Raw genomic sequence first — 19,521 nt, forward strand, 5'->3', positions numbered from 1 at the left:
TGCCCTTTTTCCTGACGTCGGGCAGGCACACCGTCAAAAATGGTCTCCCGCTCCAGTTCTTCAATCAGGCTGGAAAAATCGCTGATGCTGCGGCATCGCCGTAAAAAAGTCGCCGAGGAGCTTCCCTGTTGGGAGGCATCCCCGGCGGATTTTTTAGTTTATATAGCAGCTTTGCGGAGCAATGCGCCTGTTACCCATATATTTTTCCCACGATCTTTCCTCGTGCTGCGGCAGGCAGGAGCTTGCACAAAAGACTCAGGAATTTATACTGTGCACCGGCAACATAAACGACTGCCGGGTTCTTTTTCTCCACAATACCGGCGATGTACCGTCCAATGCGTGCCGGGTCCATGCCGTTTTGCTCGTCATGCTCCATCTGACTGACGCTCCGGGAGATGCGTCCGCCGTATTCATCATCGCCGAGAATGCTTTTTTGACGTGCCTTTGTAAATCCGGTGCAGATGTCACCCAATTCTACGACGGTAACATGGATGCCGTAGGGCTTGACTTCATTTGCCAGAGCGTAAGAGTAAGAAGAAACGGCGGCTTTGCTTGCAGAGTAGAAGGTCTGGAACGGAATGTGCGCTACGGCAGCAACGGAGCTGATGTTCACAATATGCCCCTTCCCCTGACGGCGTAGGAAGGGGAGAACCGCTTTATTTACAGTGACCGTTCCGAAGAAGTTCACATCGAACTGTGCTTTGGCTTGCTCCATGGACGTAAACTCCACCGCACCGGAAATGCCAAAGCCTGCACAGTTGATCACTGCATCAATTTTGGTCTCTTTTTGGATGACCTGCTGCACAGCGGCGGTGACCGCATCTTCATCGGTCACATCGACAGACAGATGGGTGACGCCCTCCATAGGGATACTCCTGCGGCTGAACTCATAGACGATGCAGCCGTTCTCTTTCAGAGCGGATGCCGTGCACCGTCCGATGCCGGAGCTTCCGCCGGTAACAATGACCACCTTGTTGTTTTCTCCCTCCTGAAAATGTTGATCTGGTTCGAGTATACCGCATCGCAGGGGCGGCTGTCTATACGGATAGCCGGATCGTGGAAAAGTACAGGGATCAACTTGCGCAAATTTTTACGCAGATTGGCCTCTCTTTTTTACACAGCCAATGCCAATTAGCGCTTGAAATCGAAACGCTGCGCAAGTATACTATACTAGTTATACTGTACAAGCTTGATCACAAATCAGTATGCCAGTTGACCATAAAAGACATACCAGAATTGAAGTGCGCAGCAGAATCAAAACCCTACGAGGATGAAAATGAAATTCGATAGAAGACTTACAGATAAAATCTACACTTCCGATACGGTAAGGCTGGGGAAAAATGCACTTCAGGCCATGCAGGAGACGATCTATCATAATGGCGGTGTCGGAACCATTACCGGGTACTATGATGCCGAATTGTCGATCCTGTCGGTCAGTGATCTGTTGCTGCATAATCTGAACCACAGCTATGCATCCCTGATGGAGCAGACAAAGGGTTCGCTGAAGAATCTTTTCTATAAGAGAGATGCCGCATTCCTTGACAATGCACGCTTTCGTCAGATTCAGGGCGGAGGTGAAAGCCAGTTCCTCACGGCAGATGGGGCTCCCGTCTATGTGCGTCTTTACAAAAAAGATGCAGTCGATACGGATGGAACACCGATCTGGGTCATGTCAGTACAGATGAACTGGGCGTATGAGAACCTTGCGTTAGTCAACGAATCCATTCATTCCGCGCTGTGGTATTTTGAGTGCAATGAAGACGGTGAGATCGTTCATGTGAACTGGAGCCATGCGTTCCGGCAGATCCTTGGATATCATGACATTCTGGATTTTCCGAACAAACTGGATTCGTGGTCGAACCTTCTGCACCCGGAGGACTATGACCGGGTAATGCAGCTGCTTTTGGAAACGATCGCGGACAAAAGCAACGCCACGAAGTTCAGCGTAGAGTACCGACTGAAAATGCAGGATGGCCAATACCAGTGGTTCCGGACATCGGCGGAGGTGATACGCCGTCTGGATGGCTCGGCCAATCGAATTGCCGGAATCATCAGCAACATTGACGCGGAAAAAAGAAGCCGGATGCAGGCGCAGCGGGCGGCGGCATTTCACCGTGCATTTACCAGCGCAAACCTCTGCGAATACTATGTAAATCTGGAAAAGAACACCTTTGATACTTTCAAAGTGGAGCCTTCTTTGATGACGGCCTTTGAGCAGAACCACACATGGGATGGACTGGTCAGGTTCTTTGTGGACAACTATGTGGTTGAAGAGGACAAAAAGTCTGTAACGGATTTCTACAATCGCGCCTACATCACGGAAAAACTAAAGGGGCTTGAGACGGAGCTGCGGCAGGAGTGCCGCATCGTTCTGGATGGGGAGGAACGATGGGTCAGCAACGTGGTCATGCGCGGTGAGATCGAAGATTCCGAATATGCGATGATTTTTCTGCGGGACATCACAGAGTCCAAAGCAGAGACGGCACGGCGGATGCAGATGGCCTCAGATAACGCATCGATGGATCTTTTGATCCAGAGTATGGTGCGTCTGCTGGATCGCTTTGTCGTCTGCGATCTGGAGAATGACCGGTATCGGTTCTATAATCTGCAAGGTGAGATGATATACGCGCCGACGGGAACCTACCATGGTTTTGTGGAGCAGGTGGCTGTAAGGTATAAGACGTTGGAGCCATTGGCGGCGATAGACGCATTGTTCTCACCGGAAAATATCCGAAAGAATCTGCAGGGCGAGAACGACATCTACAAATTTGAATACTGCTCCATAGACGAAAACACCTATAAGATCGGTTCCTTCATTCCGCTGGAGTGGGATGGAACAAAGCTGGTCAAAGCACTGCTGGCATCTATGGATGTGTCACAGGAGAAAAAGGCCGAGATCGAGTCCCATAAGGCACTGAAGGATGCGTACCGGGCGGCGGAAAACGCAAGCCGCGCCAAGACGGAATTCCTCTCCAATATGTCCCATGATATCCGTACACCGATGAATGCAATCGTTGGCTTGACCGCCATTGCGGGTGCGAATATCGAGAGTCAGGACAGGGTGGTCGAGTGCCTTGGCAAGATTACAAAGTCGAGTCGTCATCTGTTGGGACTGATCAATGAAGTGCTGGATATGGCCAGAATCGAGAGCGGGCGAATAAGCCTTGCCGAGGAGGATTTCAGCCTGCCGGAGCTGGTCGATAACCTGCTCACCATCACAAAACCGGCAATCGACGAGCACCACCATCAGCTCGAAGCCCACGTTGAGCACATCGAGCACGAAGCTGTCTGCGGCGACAGCCTGCGCATCCAGCAGGTCTTTGTGAACCTGATGAGCAACGCCGTCAAGTACACCCCGGATGGAGGAAACATCACCCTTACGATCAAGGAAAAACCGAACGGCTTCTCGGAGCTTGGCTGCTACGAGTTTTCCATCGAGGACAACGGCATCGGTATGACGCCGGAATTCCAGAAGATCATGTTCGAGCCGTTCAGCCGGGCAGACGATCACCGGACGACCAAGGTGCAGGGCACCGGTCTTGGCATGGCCATTGCAAGAAACATCGTCAACCTGATGAATGGTGACATTCAGGTCGAAAGCGCTCCCAACAAGGGAACGAAGATCACGGTCACGGTCTATCTGAAGCTTCAGAAGAACGAGAAGGAACAGGAAAAAGAACTGCTCGATCTGCCGGTACTGGTCGTGGACGATGACAAGACCTGCTGCGAAAGCACCGTTGCAACCCTTCAGGAGATCGGCATAGCGGGCGAATGGGTCCTGACCGGTAAGGAAGCTGTGGAGCGCTGCTATGCGCGTCATGAGACCAACAGTGACTATTTTGCGGTGATCCTGGACTGGAAGATGCCGGAAATGGACGGTATTGCAACCGCCAGAAAAATCCGGGAACGGGTAGGAGAAGATGTCACGATCATCATCCTGACTTCCTTTGATTTCAGCGAGATCGAAGAAGAAGCCAGAGCGGCGGGCGTGAATGCGTTTATGGCAAAACCACTGTTCCGTTCCCGTCTGACGGCAACTCTGCGGCAGTTTACATCCGGGAAGAAGGAGGAAAACGCCCGGAACTATCTGGAAGACTTTGCAAAGGAAAACTATGCGGGTAAGCGGATCCTTCTTGTGGAGGATAACGAGCTGAACCGTGAGATCGCAACCGAGATCATAGGCATGACGGGCGTGACCATCGACAGCGCCGAAAACGGAAAAATTGCAGTCGAAAAGGTGATGGAAGCGCCAGAAAAGTGGTACGATCTCATTTTTATGGACATCCAGATGCCCATCATGAATGGTTACGAAGCCACTGCTGCGATCCGTGCCCTTGCCGGCAGCCGGGGCAAAGTGCCCATCATTGCCATGACGGCAAATGCCTTTGCCGAGGATGTGCAGCTGGCAAAGAACACCGGCATGAACGAGCATATCGCCAAACCGCTTGATTTGAATAAGCTGAACGATGTGCTGAAACAGTGGCTGTGATCTGTGCATTGCAGAAAGGCGCGTGATATCTGGGCAAACAGGAACATCACGTTTCAAGGATCTTGTATTGAAATGGCTGCACAACCGCAGCGATTGGGTTGAAAATAAGGCTGAAGCCCCAATTGCTCCAGCCAACGTCAGAGTTCCTTAATTGTCCATCAAAAATACGTTGGTACGTTTTACACTGTGACGATTCAAAAAACAAAGGAGAGGTGTTTTGCTATGATCTACAAAAAGCAATACGGTCAACCGTTTGATACCGAAAGTGTAGTGGGTTCTTCTTTGCCCATGATGGAAACGATACCCTATCTGACCAAGGAGCCGGATGGTTTCTCCTATGCCATGGAACCGCAGGATAATCTGTATGGTCTTGGCGAAAACGTCCGTGGTATCAACAAGCGCGGGTGGGTGTACGAAAGCAAGTGCTCCGATGACGGCAACCATACCGAGGGCAAATCCTCGCTGTACGGTGCTTATAATTTTATGATCGTGTCCGGCAAGGATACATTTGGCGTTTTTATCGACTACCCGGGCAAGGTCACCTTTGACTGCGGCTACACCGACATGGATACCTTACGCATCACGGTGGCCGAGGAAAATTACGATCTCTACATCATTGAGGGCGAGAGCCTGACCGATATTGTGCACCAGTTCCGCCAGTTGGTGGGGCGCAGTTATATCCCGCCCAAATGGGCTTTTGGCAACGCCCAGAGCCGCTGGAGCTACATGAACGAGGACGAGGTCCGCGAGGTGGTGGCAAATTACCGTGCCAATCATATGCCGCTGGACGCTGTGGTTCTGGATATTGATTACATGGAGCGCTACAAGGACTTTACGGTGGATGCGCAGCGCTTCCCGCGTTTTGCAGACTTTGCCGCTGAGATGAAAGCGCAGGGCATCCATCTTGTCCCCATCATCGATGCAGGAGTCAAGGTCGAAGAGGGATATGATGTGTACGAGGAGGGCGTGAAAAACGGCTACTTCTGCACGAATCAGGATGGCACCCCCTTTGTAGCCGGTGTGTGGCCGGGACGGGTACACTTCCCCGATATGCTCAACCCGGAAGCCCGTGCTTGGTTTGGCAGTCAATATAAAGTTCTGCTGGATCAGGGGATCGAAGGCTTCTGGAATGATATGAACGAGCCTGCTATCTTCTACGCAGAGGAAAGACTGAAAAAGACCTTTGCTAAAATTGAGGAATACGACAAGCAAAACCTGGACATTTCCAGCTTTGGTGCTTTTACCGGCATGGTGGCAGAGCTTTCCAACAACGAAAACGATTATAAGATGTTCTACCACAACACCAAACAGGGGCGTATGCGGCACGACAAGGTACATAATCTTTTTGGTTATAACATGACCCGTGCTGCAGGCGAGGCTTTTGAGCGGCTGGAGCCGGACAAGCGCATTTTGATGTACTCCCGTTCTGCCTGCATCGGGATGCACCGGTATGGCGGCATCTGGACCGGCGACAACCATTCTTGGTGGAGCCACATTCTGCTTGCGCTGCACATGATGCCCTCCCTGAATATGTGCGGCTTCCTGTACGAAGGCCCCGACATTGGCGGCTTTGGCAGCAATACCACGGAGGATCTGGTGCTGCGCTGGTACGGCATGGGCATCTTCTCTCCGCTGCTGCGGAACCACTCTGCCAAGGACACCCGCCGGCAGGAGCCCTACCGCTTTAAAAACAAGGCCGCCTTTGCCGGTATTTTACAGCTGCGCTACCTGCTGCTGCCCTACATTTACAGCGAGTACATGAAAGCTGCCCTGCACGACGGCATGTACTGTATGCCGTTGGCGTTCGCCTTCCCGGAGGATGACTTTGCCCGCCGGGTGGAGGATGAGGTGATGATCGGTGAAAGCCTGTTGATCGCCCCGGTATATGAGCAAAATGCCCGAGGTCGGTACGTTTATCTGCCGGAGGAGATGCTGCAGGTGCGGGTAAAGTGCAGCGAAGGCAACCGCATCGAAACCAGCGTGCTGCCAGCAGGCCATCATTACATTCCGGTGGAGCTGGATGAAGTGGTGTTCTTTATGCGCAAGGGACACCTTCTGCCCCTTGCCAAGGACGGCAAAAAGATCCAGAGCGTTGCCGATGTGGATTTTGCAGATCTGCGCCTGCTTGCCTATGCTCCCGATGGTGCATCCTATGAATACTATACCGATGACGGCGAGACGAAGGATTATGATAAGCCGGAACATTTTGTGCATATCACGCTGGATGCGGATGGAAACGCAAAGAGTGATCGTGCTACGGTCAAAGTAGAAGGATAATCGTCAGTCATTACGCAGTTCCTACAGAGTGACAGCGTTTCAGCTTGAAATGCTGCCACTCTTTTTTGTTGTCTGAATCACAGATAAAATGTACGTGCTATCTGGGCCAAAAAGTCCAGAGCGGCGAGATCGACGCCAGCCGTGCGACGGTGATCGAAGATACCGGCATTGGCTGGGGCGCAAACCATATCTGGGCAAGCAGGAACATCACGTCTCCAGAATTTTGTACTGAAAAAAGAGCTGCTGCACAGGGAACGGACCTTGTGCAGCAGCCCCTTATGGTATGTAGTAACTCAGTCCTTCTTCTCGGCGGTACGGGCAAAGAAGTTGGCGAGGACGGCACCGGAAATGTTATGCCACACAGAGAACACAGCGCCGGGGATGGTTGCCAGCGGATACTGTGCAAAGTGGGCGGCAGCCAGAGAGGTGGCCAGACCGGAGTTCTGCATTCCGACCTCGATGGAAATTGCACGGCACTTGGTGGAATCCAGCTTCAGCAGCTTACCCACGCCAAAGCCGGTGAGGTAGCCCAGCAGGTTGTGCAGGATGACCACGGCAAGGATCAGCAGGCCGCTGGTCATGATCTTGGCGGAGTTTGCGGACACAACAGCGCAGATGATGAGCACGATGGCGGTGGTGGAGACCAGCGGCAGGACACGGACGGCGTTCTGGGTGAAGGCGTGGAAGAAGTGGTTGACCACAAAGCCCAGTGCGATGGGCACCAGCACCACCTTGACGATGGACAGGAACATATTTACAGGGTTCACATTCACGCGCTGGCCGGCATACAGCAGGGTGAGCAGCGGGGTGAGGAAAGGCGCCAGCACGGTGGAAACTGCGGTCATGCCAACGGACAGTGCAACGTCGCCCTTGGAAAGGTAGGTCATCACGTTAGAGGAGGTGCCGCCGGGGCAGGTGCCAACCAGAATGACACCGATGGCAAGCTCAGTGGGCAGGTGGAACAGCTGCGTCAGCGCCCATGCCAAAAAGGGCATCAGGGTGAACTGGGCAATGCAGCCGATGATCACGTCTTTCGGGCGGCTGAACACTACCTTGAAGTCCTCCGGCTTCAGGGTAAGACCCATGCCGAACATGACGATGCCCAGCAGGGTGTTGACCCATGCGGTCTTTACCACACTGAAGGTGCCGGGGAACAGCAGAGCCAGTGCCGCTACCACAATGACGATGGCGGCCATGTACTTGCCCACAAAGTCGCTTACTTTTTCCAATGTTTTCATGATAATACTCCTTTTCTGAACACTTATTTTTGCGGATGCAAAGGCAATGAAACATCCGGAAAATGGCTTTCCCGCAAACAAAAACGCCTTTGTCCCTTACGGTTCGTAAGAGACAAAGGCGTATAAACTCCTCTGCGGTACCACTCTTATTGCCGGTGCAAAGCCCGGCCCCTCAGTGCGCATCCAACAATGCGCGGCCCGTGATAACGGGGGCCTGCCGTTCCCGCTTACTGGGGCGTAGATACCGCCCATTCAGCCGGAAAGCTCGGAGAGGATCTTCCCACGGACGCCCTGCACTGCCTTGCACCATCCGGCAGCTCTCTGCAGCATTCTTTCCGGGTACTCTTTCTCGTCATAGCCGAATATTTCACTGCCACGGAGTATACTCTTCTGCCGGGTCGAAGTCAAGAAAAACGACCCTTCTAGTTTTTCATCCGGCTCACGCCAAGAGTGAAGCTGGTTCATGCAATGGCTGCTTTGTCGTTCCCTGCGGGCATTCGCCCTTACCGTGCCGGTGACACGGGCTATGCCCAGTACATGACGGCCTTCAACCGCAACTTCGGCGGCTCGTCCGGCGGTGGCGGTGGAGACGGCAGCGGCTGCGGCTGCCTTATCGCTATTGCGGTGGTGGTCGTGCTGGTGCTTATTGCCATGGGAAGCTGAGAGTATCCCTCTAGCACAAGGCAGCCTTGCGTGACCCAGTCACAGAAAATCTAACTAGGAAATGTTATCATATAGCCATAGAAAACACCAACAACATTCCGATGGAGGATTTGAATATGAAGGCAAAGTTTTATATCTGTGAGCACTGTGGCAATCTGGTCACCACCATCCACAACGCAGGGGTTCCGCTGGTCTGCTGCGGCGAAAAGATGAAGGAACTGCTCCCCAACACGGTGGAAGCCAGCGGCGAAAAGCATCTGCCGGTGGCAGAGCTTTCCGGCAGCACCCTCACCGTCACGGTGGGTGCAGTGGAGCACCCCATGGTGGATGTGCACCATATCCAGTGGCTCTTTGTGGAGACGGAAAACGGCGGACAGCTCCGCTACCTCGCCCCCGGGCAGGCACCCAAGGCGGTGTTTGAGCTGGGCAGCGAAAAGCCGGTGGCGGTCTACGCCTACTGCAACCTGCATGGTCTGTGGATGACGGAGCTGTAAGAAATAAACGGGCTCCTGCCAGTGGTTGAACGCTTGCAGGAGCCTGTTTTTGCGTGCAACCAATGGTTCTGGCACAGGCGTATCAGACAAAAATGAAAATGGAGTAAACATTGAAATACAGAGAAATCGTGGACGGCATTTTTCTTGACCGCCCCAACCGTTTTATTGCCCATGTAGATGTGAACGGCACAGCGGAAACCGTCCATGTCAAAAACACCGGACGGTGCAAGGAACTGCTTTTGCAGTTCAGCGTAAGCCGCCATTCCGGCATTTTCCATCATTTGCAGGTAGGACAGACCGTGGGCATCCCCGGCTCGTTCAATTTCCTTCATCTGCGCAGCCGTCACAATGCGATGTTTCATGTTGGCACCTTCTTTCTATCTCTATTATAATGGATGAGAATGTTTGGAACAAGATGAAAGATACTGGTGCATAGAATCTGTCCCCGGAGAGTTGGAACAAGCCATCCGGGGGCATTTTTGTTTTTCACTATCTTTTCCGCAGGGGAAAACCATGGTATACTGAACGCAACGAATCCAAAGTGATAAACCAGGAGGTACAATTATGAAGTGGGGAATTTTAGCGACCGGCACCATTGCCAAAAAGTTTGCATCTACGGTGGAACAGATGGGCGCAGAGGGGGAGCAGCTTGTTGCCGTGGGTTCACGGCATCTGGAAAGCGCACAGGCGTTTGCACAGCAGTACGGCATCCCCCGCTGCTATGACTCCTACGAAGCCCTTGCCGCCGACCCGGAGGTAGAGGCCATCTATATCGCCACCCCCAACACCCTGCACTACGAAAACTGCAAGCTCTGCTTGGAGCAGGGCAAGCACGTTTTGTGCGAAAAGCCCTTTACCATCAGCCCGGAGCAGGCACGGGAGCTGTACCGACTGGCGGAGGAAAAGCACCTTTTTCTCATGGAGGCATTCTGGATCTGGCTGCTGCCGCTGTACGACCGCCTGCGCGAGATCCTTGCGGCGGGCACCATCGGGGAACTGAAGCAGATCACCTGTCAGTATGGCTTTGTTGCCTCCGGTGCCCGGAAGGACCGCAAGTTTGATTCCGGTCTGGGCGGCGGTGCGCTGCTGGATATCGGCATCTACAATCTGGGCTTTCTGCGCATCCTCACCGGACAGGACCCGGAGAAGGTGGAGACCAAAGAGGTGCACATCAACGAGTACGGCACCGACGATTACAGCCGCCTTGCGCTGACCTACCCCGGCGGATGCAAGGCGGAGTCGGTCCAGACCATCGGGCAGGAGCTGGAGCGCAACGCCCGTATCGTTGGCACCAAGGGCAGTATTTTCCTGCCGGATTTCCAGCACGCCGAGACCATGACGCTGGAAGTGGAGAGCAAAGAGCCGGAGGTCATCCGCTGCCCGGTGGACATCAACGGCTTTGAGTATGAGATCCGGGAAGCAAGCCGCTGCGTCAAGCTGGGGCATACCGGCAGCGACCGCTACACCCCGCAGGACAGCCTTGCCCTGACCCGCCTGATGTACGACATCCGCATGAACTGGGGCATGAAGTTTGCGGGTGAGGTGTAAGCACGCACCTTGCCGCGGGTCTTTTGCGTGCGAAAACCATGGTATACAGAGAGCGACAACTCGGAATTTGTTAAATTGGAAAATTAGAATTTAGAAGAGGCAATGCAATGGATATTTCCTATAATTGTGAAAATCAAAAATTTAATTATAGAGTATGTGCCATGATAATCGCGGAAAATAAAATTTTAGCGATGCACGATGAACGCTCACCCTATTTTTATCTTCCGGGTGGAAGAGTTAAGATGGGTGAAACTGCTGAGCAAGCAGTGGTTCGGGAAGTTCAGGAAGAACTTGGTGTAACTCCAAAGATTACACGTCCATTATGGCTCAATCAGGCTTTTTTTACCGAAGATGTGGATAATCTACATTATCATGAACTGTGTATTTATTTTCTGGTGGATATTTCAGAGACAACTCTACTGGAAAGAGGAAACGTCTTTACTCTGACAGAAGGAAAGCATATCCATACTTTTGAATGGCTGGAGTTTGACAGATTGAAAGATGAATATTTTTATCCGCTTTTCCTGAAAAAAGCGATTTACGATCTTCCCGATGAATTCACCCTTCGCACGGAATTAGAGTAACAAATTCCGGTTTGTCGAGCAGACAGGCATCTGAATAACACAAAATGAGGGAGCAGCCATGGTACTTTATTTTACGGGAACCGGCAACAGCCGGTATCTGGCGCGGCGCATTGCCGAAGGGCTGGAGATGCCGCTTTACGACCTGAACGCTTACATCAAGGCAGGGGATACCGCCCCGGTGCAGACCGGGCGTGACGTGGTGCTGGTAACGCCTACCTACGCATGGCGCATCCCCCGGGTGGTGTCGGAGTGGCTGGGCAAGACCGCGCTGACCGGGGCAGAGCGTATCTGGTTTGTGATGGACTGCGGCAGCGAAATTGGCAATGCGGCAGGCTATAACCGGCAGCTTGCGGCGCAAAAGCAGCTGCGGTACATGGGCACAGCCCAGATCATCATGCCGGAAAACTATATTGCCATGTTCAATGCGCCCCAAAAGGAGCAGGCCCGGAGCATCGTGGAGCAGGCAGAGCCTGCGCTTCAGAAGGTACTGACCCAGCTCAAAGCCGGGCAGGAGTTTCCTCCGCCGAGAGAGACCCTCTACGACCGCCTTATGAGCGGCCCGGTGAACCCGGTGTTCTATCGCTTTTTTGTAAAGGCGGAGGCTTTCCGGGCAACGGATGCCTGCATCGGCTGCGGTAAGTGCGTGGAGCTGTGCCCTCTGAACAACATCCATCTGGAAAACGGAAAGCCGGTCTGGGGCAAAAACTGCACCCACTGCATGGCGTGCATCTGCTACTGCCCCAAAGAGGCCATCGAGTACGGCAAAAAGAGCAAAGGTAAGCCCCGGTATCACTTTGAGGCGCTGAAAGAGAAGCGGGACGTATGAAGGAAAAACGATGATGGTAAAAAGCAGATGAAGTATTTATACTTACATGGATTAGGACAAAAACCAGACACTTGGGACAGAGTAATAAAAGAAACGACGGTTTCGGACAGAAGCGCCAGCTTGAGCTTGGCAGAGATGCTGGAAGGAAAAGCGGCCACCTATAGGGAGCTGTATACTGCATTCTCAGAAGAGTGCAACAAGGAAAATGACGAAATCGTCTTGTGCGGGCTCTCTCTGGGTGCTGTTTTGGCACTTAATTATGCAATAGACCATCCGGATAAAGTAAAGGCGCTTGTGTTAATTGCGGCACAATACAAAATGCCTAAAAAATTATTGAAATTTCAGAATATGCTGTTCCGCTTTATGCCAAATGCAACATTCAAGCAATTTGGATTCAAAAAAGCAGATGTGATCAGTTTGTGCGGCACAATGGCAGAATTGGATTTCAGAGATTCGTTATGTAAGGTGTCTTGTCCTGTATTGATCGTTTGTGGCGAAAAGGACAACGCAAACAAAAAAGCCTCAAAGGAACTTGCCAGTTATTTGAGCGATTCCCACTTCCATGAACTTCTGAAAGCAGGTCATGAAGCAAACATAGAAGCTCCGAAGGGATTAGCGGCAGTGTTACAGAGATTTTATGACAATATCGAATAGACTACGATTCATCAAAGAAAGAGGACTGTAAAATGAACATCGAAGAACGGGCGGCACAGGCTGCCGCATGGAAAGCTACTGGACAGTGCAACTGTGCACAGGCGGTGCTGAAGACATTTGAGGACAAGCTGCCGGTGGATGCCGACACCCTGATGAAGCTGGGCGCAGGCTATGCCGCCGGCATGGGCTGCATGGAGAGCACCTGCGGCGCACTGATCGGCGCTGTGATGGTGGCGGGCATCGTCACCGACGGCAAGGGCACACCCCGCATTTCCAAGGAGCTGCTGCAAAACTTTCAGGAAAAGTGCGGTGCTACCATCTGCAAGGATCTGAAGGGGATAGAGAACGGCGCACCGCTGTGCCCGTGCCCGGAGTGCGTCCGCAACGCTGTTCTGGCACTGGGCGAGGTGCTGGGAGAGTAAGATGAAGAAGATCTTGTTTGTGTTTGCCACGGCATTATGTGATACATACTGTGGGACCGATATGGAATGGTGGAAGGAATAGAGAAGGGGCAGTTTGATTTAGTGGAATGGGTGCTATTTGATTCTCATACAGAATCGGTGTATGAAGCAGAAGTTACGCTCTATTATAATATACGAATTTAGTTTATTTGAATCAAAGCAAAAAGCTCAAAAAGGAGAGATTATTCATGGTTTTATTGGTTGTAGATGCACAGAATGGTATCGTGGATGAACGCTTATATGAGTTCAGAAAGTTTGTTGGTAATATCAAAAAGCTGATTGGAGCAGCTCGAGAACAAGGCATAGAAGTTATTTATGTACAGCATGATGATGGACCTGATACCGGATTCTCTATCGGGGATGATGAGTTTGAGGTTTATTCCGAGTTTCAACCGATGCCTGATGAAAAACGGTTTATCAAGTCCGTATGCAGCGCGTTCAAAAAAGAGAGTGGTCTGCTTGAGTATCTGACTGCAAAGGAAGAAAAAGACGTGATGATTTGTGGCATTATGACTGATTTCTGTATCAATGCCACGGTAGAGGCTGGTTTTGAGCATGGCTTACACATGATTGTTCCTGCCTATGCAAATTCTACGCAGGACAATGAGTACATGACTAGGGAACAGGCTTACCATTACTATAATGAATTTCTCTGGCCTGAACGATATGCAGACTGCGTACCAATGGACAGGGCATTGGAATTGCTCAAAAAATGATATAGCGTAAACGGTCTTTGCTGAATACCTTTGTTACCGAAATACATTACATAAACTTCAAGATTATGTTGCAGTAAATTCAATAAATCAGTATCATGTGAATATCTGCCGCAGCCCTATGGCGGAATTTGTGATGAAGGACTTAGTGGAAAAGGCGGGGATTTTGAAGCCACATGGCAGGATGTGCTGGAGGGCTGCACCGCCCTGCTGGAGGAGTTGCGATAAAAGGGAAAGGGGATGACGAAATGTTATTGCAAGGGCGAACGGTTTGCTGACCTGTCGTTTGCCGGGGAAGTCTTTGATAGAATAAACCTATTGACATGGTGCGAAAATGAGTTTATACTATCCCCAACACAAGGAAGGGAGCACAGGCAGATGAAACATACAGCAGATGCCCGGCACAGGCTGCCCGGGCGAATGCGCTGCTCCCAGACAAATTCCCGGCAGACAGACTGAGCAAAAACAGGAAGATGCCGTTGTCTGGGAGAAGTGCCCGAACACACATCGTCACAATAAAAGGAGAACCGACAATGGCTGATTATAAACTGTGGAACGCACTGAAGGATGCTAAAAAATATCGCTGGGTGGAGCTTTCTCACTCGCTGAACAACGAAAGCCCCTACTGGTCCGGCATCCCGGAAGGCTCTGTGGAGCTGGCAAAGACCGTGTGGGACTGGGGCAAGCCGGAACTGGAATGCCTGATCCAGACCTTCAAATTCCCCGGACAGTTCGGTACCCATATCGACTTCCCGGGTCACTTCATCAAGGGCAAAGCGCTGTCCGAAAAGTACGATGTGAACGACCTGATCTTCCCGCTGGTGGTCATTGATATTTCTGAGCAGGCCAAGAAAGACCCTCGCTACGCTGTGACGGTGGAGGACATCAAGGCCTATGAAGCAAAGTACGGTCCTATCCCGGATGGTGCGCTGGTGGCTCTGCGCAGCGACTGGTACAAGAAGTGGCCGGATATGGATGCGCTGTCCGGCATCGACGCAGAGGGCAAAGAAAATGCCCCCGGCTGGTCGCTGGAAGCATTGGAGTATATCTACAAGGTGCGCAACGCCGCCGCCAACGGCCACGAAACGCTGGATACCGATTCCTCTGCGGTGGCGGAGGAAAAGGGCGACCTTGCCTGCGAGCGCTATGTTCTGGACAACGACAAGCTGCAGGTGGAGGTGCTTGCAAATCTGGATAAAGTTCAGCCTGCCGGTGCGGTGGTCATCGTTTCTTATCCCCGCATTGAAGGTGCAACTGGTCTGCCTGCACGGGTCTGGGCCATTACCGAATAAGAGCGGAGAAGTGGGAAAATGTCCTTGCGGCGGGCAACGGTCACACCGCTGTCAAGCTGACCTTGCAGGAGCTGGAAGCAGCCGCCGGAGCCGAGGGCTGGGTGGATGTCTGCAAGGAGCCGGAAGGCGAATAAAAAGGGTCCATCCCGCAGTAGTGCTGTTGGATGGACCCTTTTGTGATTCGCAGAGTAATGCCGGCAATATTGATTCCGTATTGCAGACGTAAAAACTGTTGACCCTGCGATTGGGCTCCATCTGCAATAAAAAAGGGCAAAGCCGCCTGCATTCAGGAGACTTTGCCCTTTTGTGTTATATTTTCAATAAATAGGCAGTTTCCCGTGTATTCACAGCGCCACATTGACCGGCAGGACATACACGCCGTCGGCGGCGTAGAAGGTGATCTGAGTAATCGTCTTGCCGATGATGGATGCAAAGTAAGGATCATCGGCATTGAAGCCCAGCTTGGTACCATGCCAGATGTTGGCCAAATGTTGCAGGCCGTACTCACTGCCATCGGCGGTGGTCAGAACTACGCCGTAGACCTTGTTGGTCTTGTAGTCCAGATCGAAACCGGAGATCTTCATCTCGTAGGTGGCGCGGTGACCGTTGGTATTCAGCTTCACAGTGGTGCCCTCTACGGTGGTCTCGGTGGCGTGGACCTTGCCAAACTCCCACTTGCCGCTCAGCAGGTTATACCATGCGGTGATGTAGTAGGCAGGGGTCTCGCTGAGCTTGTAGTAAGCGTAGCTCTCGTTCTCAAACAAGGCATCTGCGCCGGTGTAGGTGGTGGTGGATTCCTTGTCCTTCAGGGTAACGGTAATGTCGTAGCTGTCGGCATCGGTGACCTGCTTTGCATTCTTCAGCGCCCACGGGGTCAGCACCTTGACCGGGAAGGAAACGCCGGTGATGTCGGAGCCGTCCGCGTTGACGTGGTAGGAACCGGCGACAAGGTTGCCCGCACGGGTCTTGTTCTTGGTGGCGCTGGTCACAGCGTCGATCTCAGATGCGTTGTCCACACCGGCAGCCTTGTAGAAGTCGGCGTAGGGAATGTTCATCTGGACATAGCTGGAGGTCAGGCAGTTTTCCTGTTCCACCTCTTCCGCAGCGAAGGCCGGGACTGCCACAGCGCATACCAGCATAGCGGCCGCAAGTGCACCTGCAAATACTTTTTTCAATCTCATGATAACACACCTCTGTCTCAGTTTTGAAAAAACAGTTAGTTTTACCTAACAATTGGAGCAAAAAATGCAGGGGAAAAACCCCTCAGATGGTTAGGCAAAACAAATTCGCGAAATAAAAATAGCACTCCCATCGGGCGTTGTCAAGTAGAAACCGGCAAGTTTGCAGAGGTGAATTTTTCGATGCAGGAAAGATCTGCATCCTCTATACCGCAAAGCCCTTGACCTTTTTGCCGGAGCGCAGTATACTGCTTGTGCGGTTAGTTACATTTAACCGCAAGGAGGTACTACATGATACAAGACGCATTCTGGGGGATTTTGATTCCCTTTCTGGGCACAAGCCTTGGGGCGGGCTGTGTGTTCTTTTTGAAAAACTCTCTGCGTGACGGTATCCAGCGCGCCCTCACCGGCTTTGCCGCCGGAGTGATGGTGGCGGCGTCGGTATGGAGCTTGCTGATCCCGGCTATGGAGCAGGCCGCAGATCTGGGCAGGCTGGCATTTTTCCCGGCGGCGGTGGGTTTCTGGCTGGGTATCCTGTTTTTGCTGCTGCTGGACCATCTCATCCCGCATCTGCACCAGAACAGTTTGCAGGCCGAAGGGCCAAAAAGCCAGCTCCAGCGCACCACCATGATGGTTCTGGCGGTGACGCTGCACAACATCCCGGAGGGTATGGCAGTGGGCGTAGTCTATGCCGGATACCTTGCCGGAACTGCTCAGATCACCGCCGCCGGGGCGCTGGCACTTTCCCTTGGCATTGCCATTCAGAACTTTCCGGAGGGGGCCATCATCTCCATGCCCTTGCGGGCGGAAGGAATGAAAAAAGGCCGGGCGTTCTGGGGCGGCGTGCTGTCCGGCATCGTAGAGCCCATCGGGGCAGTGTTGACGATTCTGGCGGCAGGCATCGTGGTGCCTGCTTTGCCCTATCTGCTCAGCTTTGCTGCCGGAGCCATGCTGTATGTTGTGGTGGAGGAACTGATCCCGGAAATGTCGCAGGGGCAGCACTCCAACGTCGGCACGGTGTTTTTTGCGGTGGGATTCAGCGTGATGATGGTGCTGGATGTGGCACTGGGGTGATGGTTGGGGGTTCCCGAGAGCGAAATCTCTTTCGGAATACCCGAAAATGCCTGAAATTCTTGACAGAGGAGACGGCAGGGCGTATTATTTTGGCAGAAGGACCGCTGAGAAGCGGCTTTTTATAAGACTGAAAGTTAGCTTTACCTAACTTGTGGCACGAGGAATTGATGGCCTGTCACCCGGAGCAGTGGGCGCATCTGGTAAAAAGTATTGCATTGTGAACGGTAAATAGAAAGAGGGTGGCGTTATGTCCTTTTTTGAAAACACCCGAAAGCCCGTAGGCTTTGGCGGGAAAATCATGGTTGCTATGATGAACTTTGGACACAGCGCAATGGCAGAATGGGGGCTGAGTTTTTTACAGCCTGCCCCGGATGCCATGGTGCTGGACTGCGGCTGCGGCGGTGGAGCGAACATTAAAGCGCTGTTGAAACTGTGCCCCAACGGCAAGGTGCAGGGCATTGACTACTCAGCCGTCAGCGTGGAAAAAGCGCGAAAGGTCAATGCAAGAGCCATTGCGGCAGGACGGTGTACCGTGCAACAGGCAAGTGTGGCAGAGCTGCCGTTTGAAGCGGAGCAGTTTGATGTGGTGACCGCCTTTGAAACGGTCTATTTCTGGCCGGAGCTTGCACAGAATTTCAGAGAGGTCTATCGAGTGCTGAAGCCCGGCGGGGTCTTTTTCATCTGCAATGAAGCAAACGGCGAAACGACAAAAGACGACAAATGGACGCAGATCATCGATGGCATGGCCATCTATACGGATACTGCACTGAAAGAGTATCTGGAAAAAGCAGGATTTTGTCAGATCCAAAGCCACAAAAATAAAAAGGGCTGGCTTTGCGTTACGGCGCAAAAGCGGTGAAATAGTGTAAGGAGGACGGAGCATGGAACGAAAAGAAGCAATCCGCGGTGCCTATCGGCTGACAGGCGGCAACAATTTTTATGATGGTATGATCACCTGCTCCACCCTGAGCGGGAAAGCGGTGTGCCGTCTGGTGTGGGACATGAACAAGGCGGAAAACGATGCCTATCTGGAAAAGGCACTGTCCGGCATCCCGGAGCATTTTTCCGGCAAGTTGCTGGAGGTGCCGGTGGGCACCGGCATTCTGACCATGCCGCTTTACAAGACGCTGCCCAAAGCGGACATCACCTGTCTGGATTACTCGGCAGATATGATGGGACAGGCACAGGAAAAGGCAGACCGCCTGCACCTGAAGAATGTGACCCTTCAGCAGGGGGATGTAGGTGCGCTGCCCTTTGCGGACGGTGCATTTGACATTGTGTTGTCGCTGAACGGCTTTCACGCGTTCCCGGAGAAAGAAGCTGCTTACCGGGAAGTGTTCCGGGTCTTGAGGCCCGGCGGGACCTTCTGCGGCTGCTTCTATGTGAAGGGCGAGCACAAGCGGACGGATTGGTTTGTCCGGCACATTTATGAAAAGATGGGGTTCTTCACGCCGCCCTACGAGACGGCCTTCAGTTTGAAAAAACGGCTGGAGAAACGGTATGCAACCGTAACACTTGGAACAGTGAAGAGCATGGCATGGTTTGTCTGCCGGAAAGCAGAATAAGGAGAACAGGAAGGAACCTATGAAATACAAAATCGAGAAAAACACCGTGCAGGAGACGCTGATCCTCCCACTGTATTCCCGGAAGCTGTGTACCGAGCTGTATCCGAACCTTTATCGGGACGAAACAGCGGTGCATCTGATCGACCAGATCGATTACGACTTTTCAGAGGCAGAGAAAAACTCCCGCAGCCTGATGCAGCGGTTCGGTGCGCTGGAGGTGGCCATGCGGCAGAATGACCTTGCCTTTGAGGTGCGGGCGTACCTGAAAAAACACCCCTGCGCGGCGGTAGTCAACCTGGGCTGCGGGCTGGATAACACCGGCAGAGCCTGCGACAACGGCAGATGCAAAATTTACAATCTGGACTTCCCGGATGTCATTGCCTTGCGGCAGCAGCTGCTGCCCGCCGGGGAGCGGGAGCAAAACATCCCCTGCGACCTGAAAGACCCCGCATGGTTTGACAAGAT

At 52.6% G+C, this 19,521-nt stretch carries 18 protein-coding genes, 1 pseudogene and 1 other annotated feature; of the genes and pseudogenes, 16 read left to right on the forward strand and 3 right to left on the reverse strand.

Annotated elements, in window-relative coordinates; all coding sequences use genetic code 11:
* Positions 1–190: 190 nt before the first annotated feature.
* Entirely contained in the window at positions 191–970 is a 780-nt protein-coding gene (locus LKD23_RS11095) for an SDR family oxidoreductase (RefSeq protein ID WP_227621706.1), read from the reverse strand.
* A gap of 300 nt (positions 971–1,270) precedes the next feature.
* Between LKD23_RS11095 and LKD23_RS11100 the strand changes: the two genes are divergently transcribed.
* Positions 1,271–4,489, forward strand: a complete 3,219-nt coding sequence (locus tag LKD23_RS11100; RefSeq protein ID WP_368670658.1) for a response regulator — start codon at positions 1,271–1,273, stop codon at positions 4,487–4,489.
* Between the two features lie 222 nt (positions 4,490–4,711).
* Positions 4,712–6,766, forward strand: a complete 2,055-nt coding sequence (locus tag LKD23_RS11105; RefSeq protein ID WP_227621707.1) for a TIM-barrel domain-containing protein — start codon at positions 4,712–4,714, stop codon at positions 6,764–6,766.
* A 293-nt stretch (positions 6,767–7,059) separates the two neighbouring features.
* Here LKD23_RS11105 and LKD23_RS11110 read toward each other — a convergent pair whose 3' ends face one another.
* Positions 7,060–8,004, reverse strand: a complete 945-nt coding sequence (locus tag LKD23_RS11110; RefSeq protein ID WP_227621708.1) for a bile acid:sodium symporter family protein — start codon at positions 8,002–8,004, stop codon at positions 7,060–7,062.
* Positions 8,005–8,109: 105 nt separating this feature from the next.
* Positions 8,110–8,369, reverse strand: a binding site (T-box leader).
* A 103-nt stretch (positions 8,370–8,472) separates the two neighbouring features.
* On the opposite strand from LKD23_RS11110, the gene LKD23_RS11115 reads away from it, so the two are divergent.
* The 10 genes and pseudogenes from LKD23_RS11115 (at position 8,473) to LKD23_RS11165 (ending at position 15,239) form a co-directional block, all read left to right on the forward strand.
* A complete protein-coding gene (locus tag LKD23_RS11115) occupies positions 8,473–8,667 on the forward strand; it encodes an HFLK protein (protein WP_227621709.1) in 195 nt (64 codons plus the stop codon).
* 116 nt (positions 8,668–8,783) lie between these two features.
* Positions 8,784–9,161: a desulfoferrodoxin family protein gene (locus LKD23_RS11120; protein ID WP_227621710.1), complete on the forward strand. Its 378-nt coding sequence runs from the start codon at positions 8,784–8,786 to the stop codon at positions 9,159–9,161.
* Positions 9,162–9,271: 110 nt separating this feature from the next.
* Positions 9,272–9,403 (forward strand): annotated as a pseudogene (locus LKD23_RS11125) (DNA/RNA nuclease SfsA); the annotation flags it as partial.
* 322 nt (positions 9,404–9,725) lie between these two features.
* Positions 9,726–10,709, forward strand: a complete 984-nt coding sequence (locus LKD23_RS11130) for a Gfo/Idh/MocA family protein (protein ID WP_227621711.1) — start codon at positions 9,726–9,728, stop codon at positions 10,707–10,709.
* Between the two features lie 107 nt (positions 10,710–10,816).
* On the forward strand, positions 10,817–11,293 hold the full coding sequence (locus LKD23_RS11135; protein WP_055191196.1) for an NUDIX hydrolase: 477 nt from the start codon (positions 10,817–10,819) through the stop codon (positions 11,291–11,293).
* A 58-nt stretch (positions 11,294–11,351) separates the two neighbouring features.
* Positions 11,352–12,119: an EFR1 family ferrodoxin gene (locus tag LKD23_RS11140; RefSeq protein WP_227621712.1), complete on the forward strand. Its 768-nt coding sequence runs from the start codon at positions 11,352–11,354 to the stop codon at positions 12,117–12,119.
* A 27-nt stretch (positions 12,120–12,146) separates the two neighbouring features.
* Positions 12,147–12,773, forward strand: coding sequence for an alpha/beta fold hydrolase (locus LKD23_RS11145; RefSeq protein WP_227621713.1), 627 nt, complete (start codon positions 12,147–12,149; stop codon positions 12,771–12,773).
* 32 nt (positions 12,774–12,805) lie between these two features.
* Positions 12,806–13,195 carry a C-GCAxxG-C-C family protein gene (locus LKD23_RS11150; protein ID WP_207685221.1) on the forward strand — a complete coding sequence of 130 codons (390 nt, stop codon included), beginning with the start codon at positions 12,806–12,808 and terminating at the stop codon, positions 13,193–13,195.
* 227 nt (positions 13,196–13,422) lie between these two features.
* Positions 13,423–13,950 carry an isochorismatase family protein gene (locus tag LKD23_RS11160; protein WP_156057662.1) on the forward strand — a complete coding sequence of 176 codons (528 nt, stop codon included), beginning with the start codon at positions 13,423–13,425 and terminating at the stop codon, positions 13,948–13,950.
* Positions 13,951–14,480: 530 nt separating this feature from the next.
* Complete coding sequence (locus LKD23_RS11165) at positions 14,481–15,239, forward strand: cyclase family protein (protein WP_112091591.1); 759 nt, start codon at positions 14,481–14,483, stop codon at positions 15,237–15,239.
* A gap of 344 nt (positions 15,240–15,583) precedes the next feature.
* On the opposite strand, the gene LKD23_RS11170 is transcribed toward LKD23_RS11165, so the two are convergent.
* Positions 15,584–16,420 carry a hypothetical protein gene (locus tag LKD23_RS11170; protein WP_227621714.1) on the reverse strand — a complete coding sequence of 279 codons (837 nt, stop codon included), beginning with the start codon at positions 16,418–16,420 and terminating at the stop codon, positions 15,584–15,586.
* Between the two features lie 288 nt (positions 16,421–16,708).
* Between LKD23_RS11170 and LKD23_RS11175 the strand changes: the two genes are divergently transcribed.
* The 4 genes from LKD23_RS11175 to LKD23_RS11190 form a co-directional block, all read left to right on the forward strand.
* A complete protein-coding gene (locus LKD23_RS11175; RefSeq protein ID WP_097770701.1) occupies positions 16,709–17,491 on the forward strand; it encodes a ZIP family metal transporter in 783 nt (260 codons plus the stop codon).
* Between the two features lie 247 nt (positions 17,492–17,738).
* The gene (locus LKD23_RS11180) at positions 17,739–18,350 is read left to right on the forward strand and encodes a class I SAM-dependent methyltransferase (protein ID WP_227621715.1); all 612 of its coding nucleotides are present in this window, start codon (positions 17,739–17,741) and stop codon (positions 18,348–18,350) included.
* A 22-nt stretch (positions 18,351–18,372) separates the two neighbouring features.
* Complete coding sequence (locus tag LKD23_RS11185) at positions 18,373–19,056, forward strand: class I SAM-dependent methyltransferase (protein WP_227621716.1); 684 nt, start codon at positions 18,373–18,375, stop codon at positions 19,054–19,056.
* A 19-nt stretch (positions 19,057–19,075) separates the two neighbouring features.
* Positions 19,076–19,521 (forward strand): class I SAM-dependent methyltransferase (locus LKD23_RS11190; protein WP_227621717.1); only part of this gene is annotated, 446 nt, incomplete at its 3' end.

The sequence above is a fragment of the Faecalibacterium butyricigenerans genome, from assembly GCF_020687345.1.
Taxonomy (GTDB): Bacteria; Bacillota; Clostridia; order Oscillospirales; family Ruminococcaceae; genus Faecalibacterium; species Faecalibacterium butyricigenerans.

Bases quoted from the DNA above. Each gene is read 5' to 3' on its own strand.
- LKD23_RS11100 (WP_368670658.1), top strand. From the start codon at position 1,271: ATGAAAATGAAATTCGATAGAAGACTTACAGATAAAATCTACACTTCC.
- LKD23_RS11105 (WP_227621707.1), top strand. From the start codon at position 4,712: ATGATCTACAAAAAGCAATACGGTCAACCGTTTGATACCGAAAGTGTA.
- LKD23_RS11110 (WP_227621708.1), bottom strand. From the start codon at position 8,004: ATGAAAACATTGGAAAAAGTAAGCGACTTTGTGGGCAAGTACATGGCC.
- LKD23_RS11115 (WP_227621709.1), top strand. From the start codon at position 8,473: ATGGCTGCTTTGTCGTTCCCTGCGGGCATTCGCCCTTACCGTGCCGGT.
- LKD23_RS11120 (WP_227621710.1), top strand. From the start codon at position 8,784: ATGAAGGCAAAGTTTTATATCTGTGAGCACTGTGGCAATCTGGTCACC.
- LKD23_RS11130 (WP_227621711.1), top strand. From the start codon at position 9,726: ATGAAGTGGGGAATTTTAGCGACCGGCACCATTGCCAAAAAGTTTGCA.
- LKD23_RS11135 (WP_055191196.1), top strand. From the start codon at position 10,817: ATGGATATTTCCTATAATTGTGAAAATCAAAAATTTAATTATAGAGTA.
- LKD23_RS11140 (WP_227621712.1), top strand. From the start codon at position 11,352: ATGGTACTTTATTTTACGGGAACCGGCAACAGCCGGTATCTGGCGCGG.
- LKD23_RS11145 (WP_227621713.1), top strand. From the start codon at position 12,147: ATGAAGTATTTATACTTACATGGATTAGGACAAAAACCAGACACTTGG.
- LKD23_RS11150 (WP_207685221.1), top strand. From the start codon at position 12,806: ATGAACATCGAAGAACGGGCGGCACAGGCTGCCGCATGGAAAGCTACT.
- LKD23_RS11160 (WP_156057662.1), top strand. From the start codon at position 13,423: ATGGTTTTATTGGTTGTAGATGCACAGAATGGTATCGTGGATGAACGC.
- LKD23_RS11165 (WP_112091591.1), top strand. From the start codon at position 14,481: ATGGCTGATTATAAACTGTGGAACGCACTGAAGGATGCTAAAAAATAT.
- LKD23_RS11170 (WP_227621714.1), bottom strand. From the start codon at position 16,420: ATGAGATTGAAAAAAGTATTTGCAGGTGCACTTGCGGCCGCTATGCTG.
- LKD23_RS11175 (WP_097770701.1), top strand. From the start codon at position 16,709: ATGATACAAGACGCATTCTGGGGGATTTTGATTCCCTTTCTGGGCACA.
- LKD23_RS11180 (WP_227621715.1), top strand. From the start codon at position 17,739: ATGTCCTTTTTTGAAAACACCCGAAAGCCCGTAGGCTTTGGCGGGAAA.
- LKD23_RS11185 (WP_227621716.1), top strand. From the start codon at position 18,373: ATGGAACGAAAAGAAGCAATCCGCGGTGCCTATCGGCTGACAGGCGGC.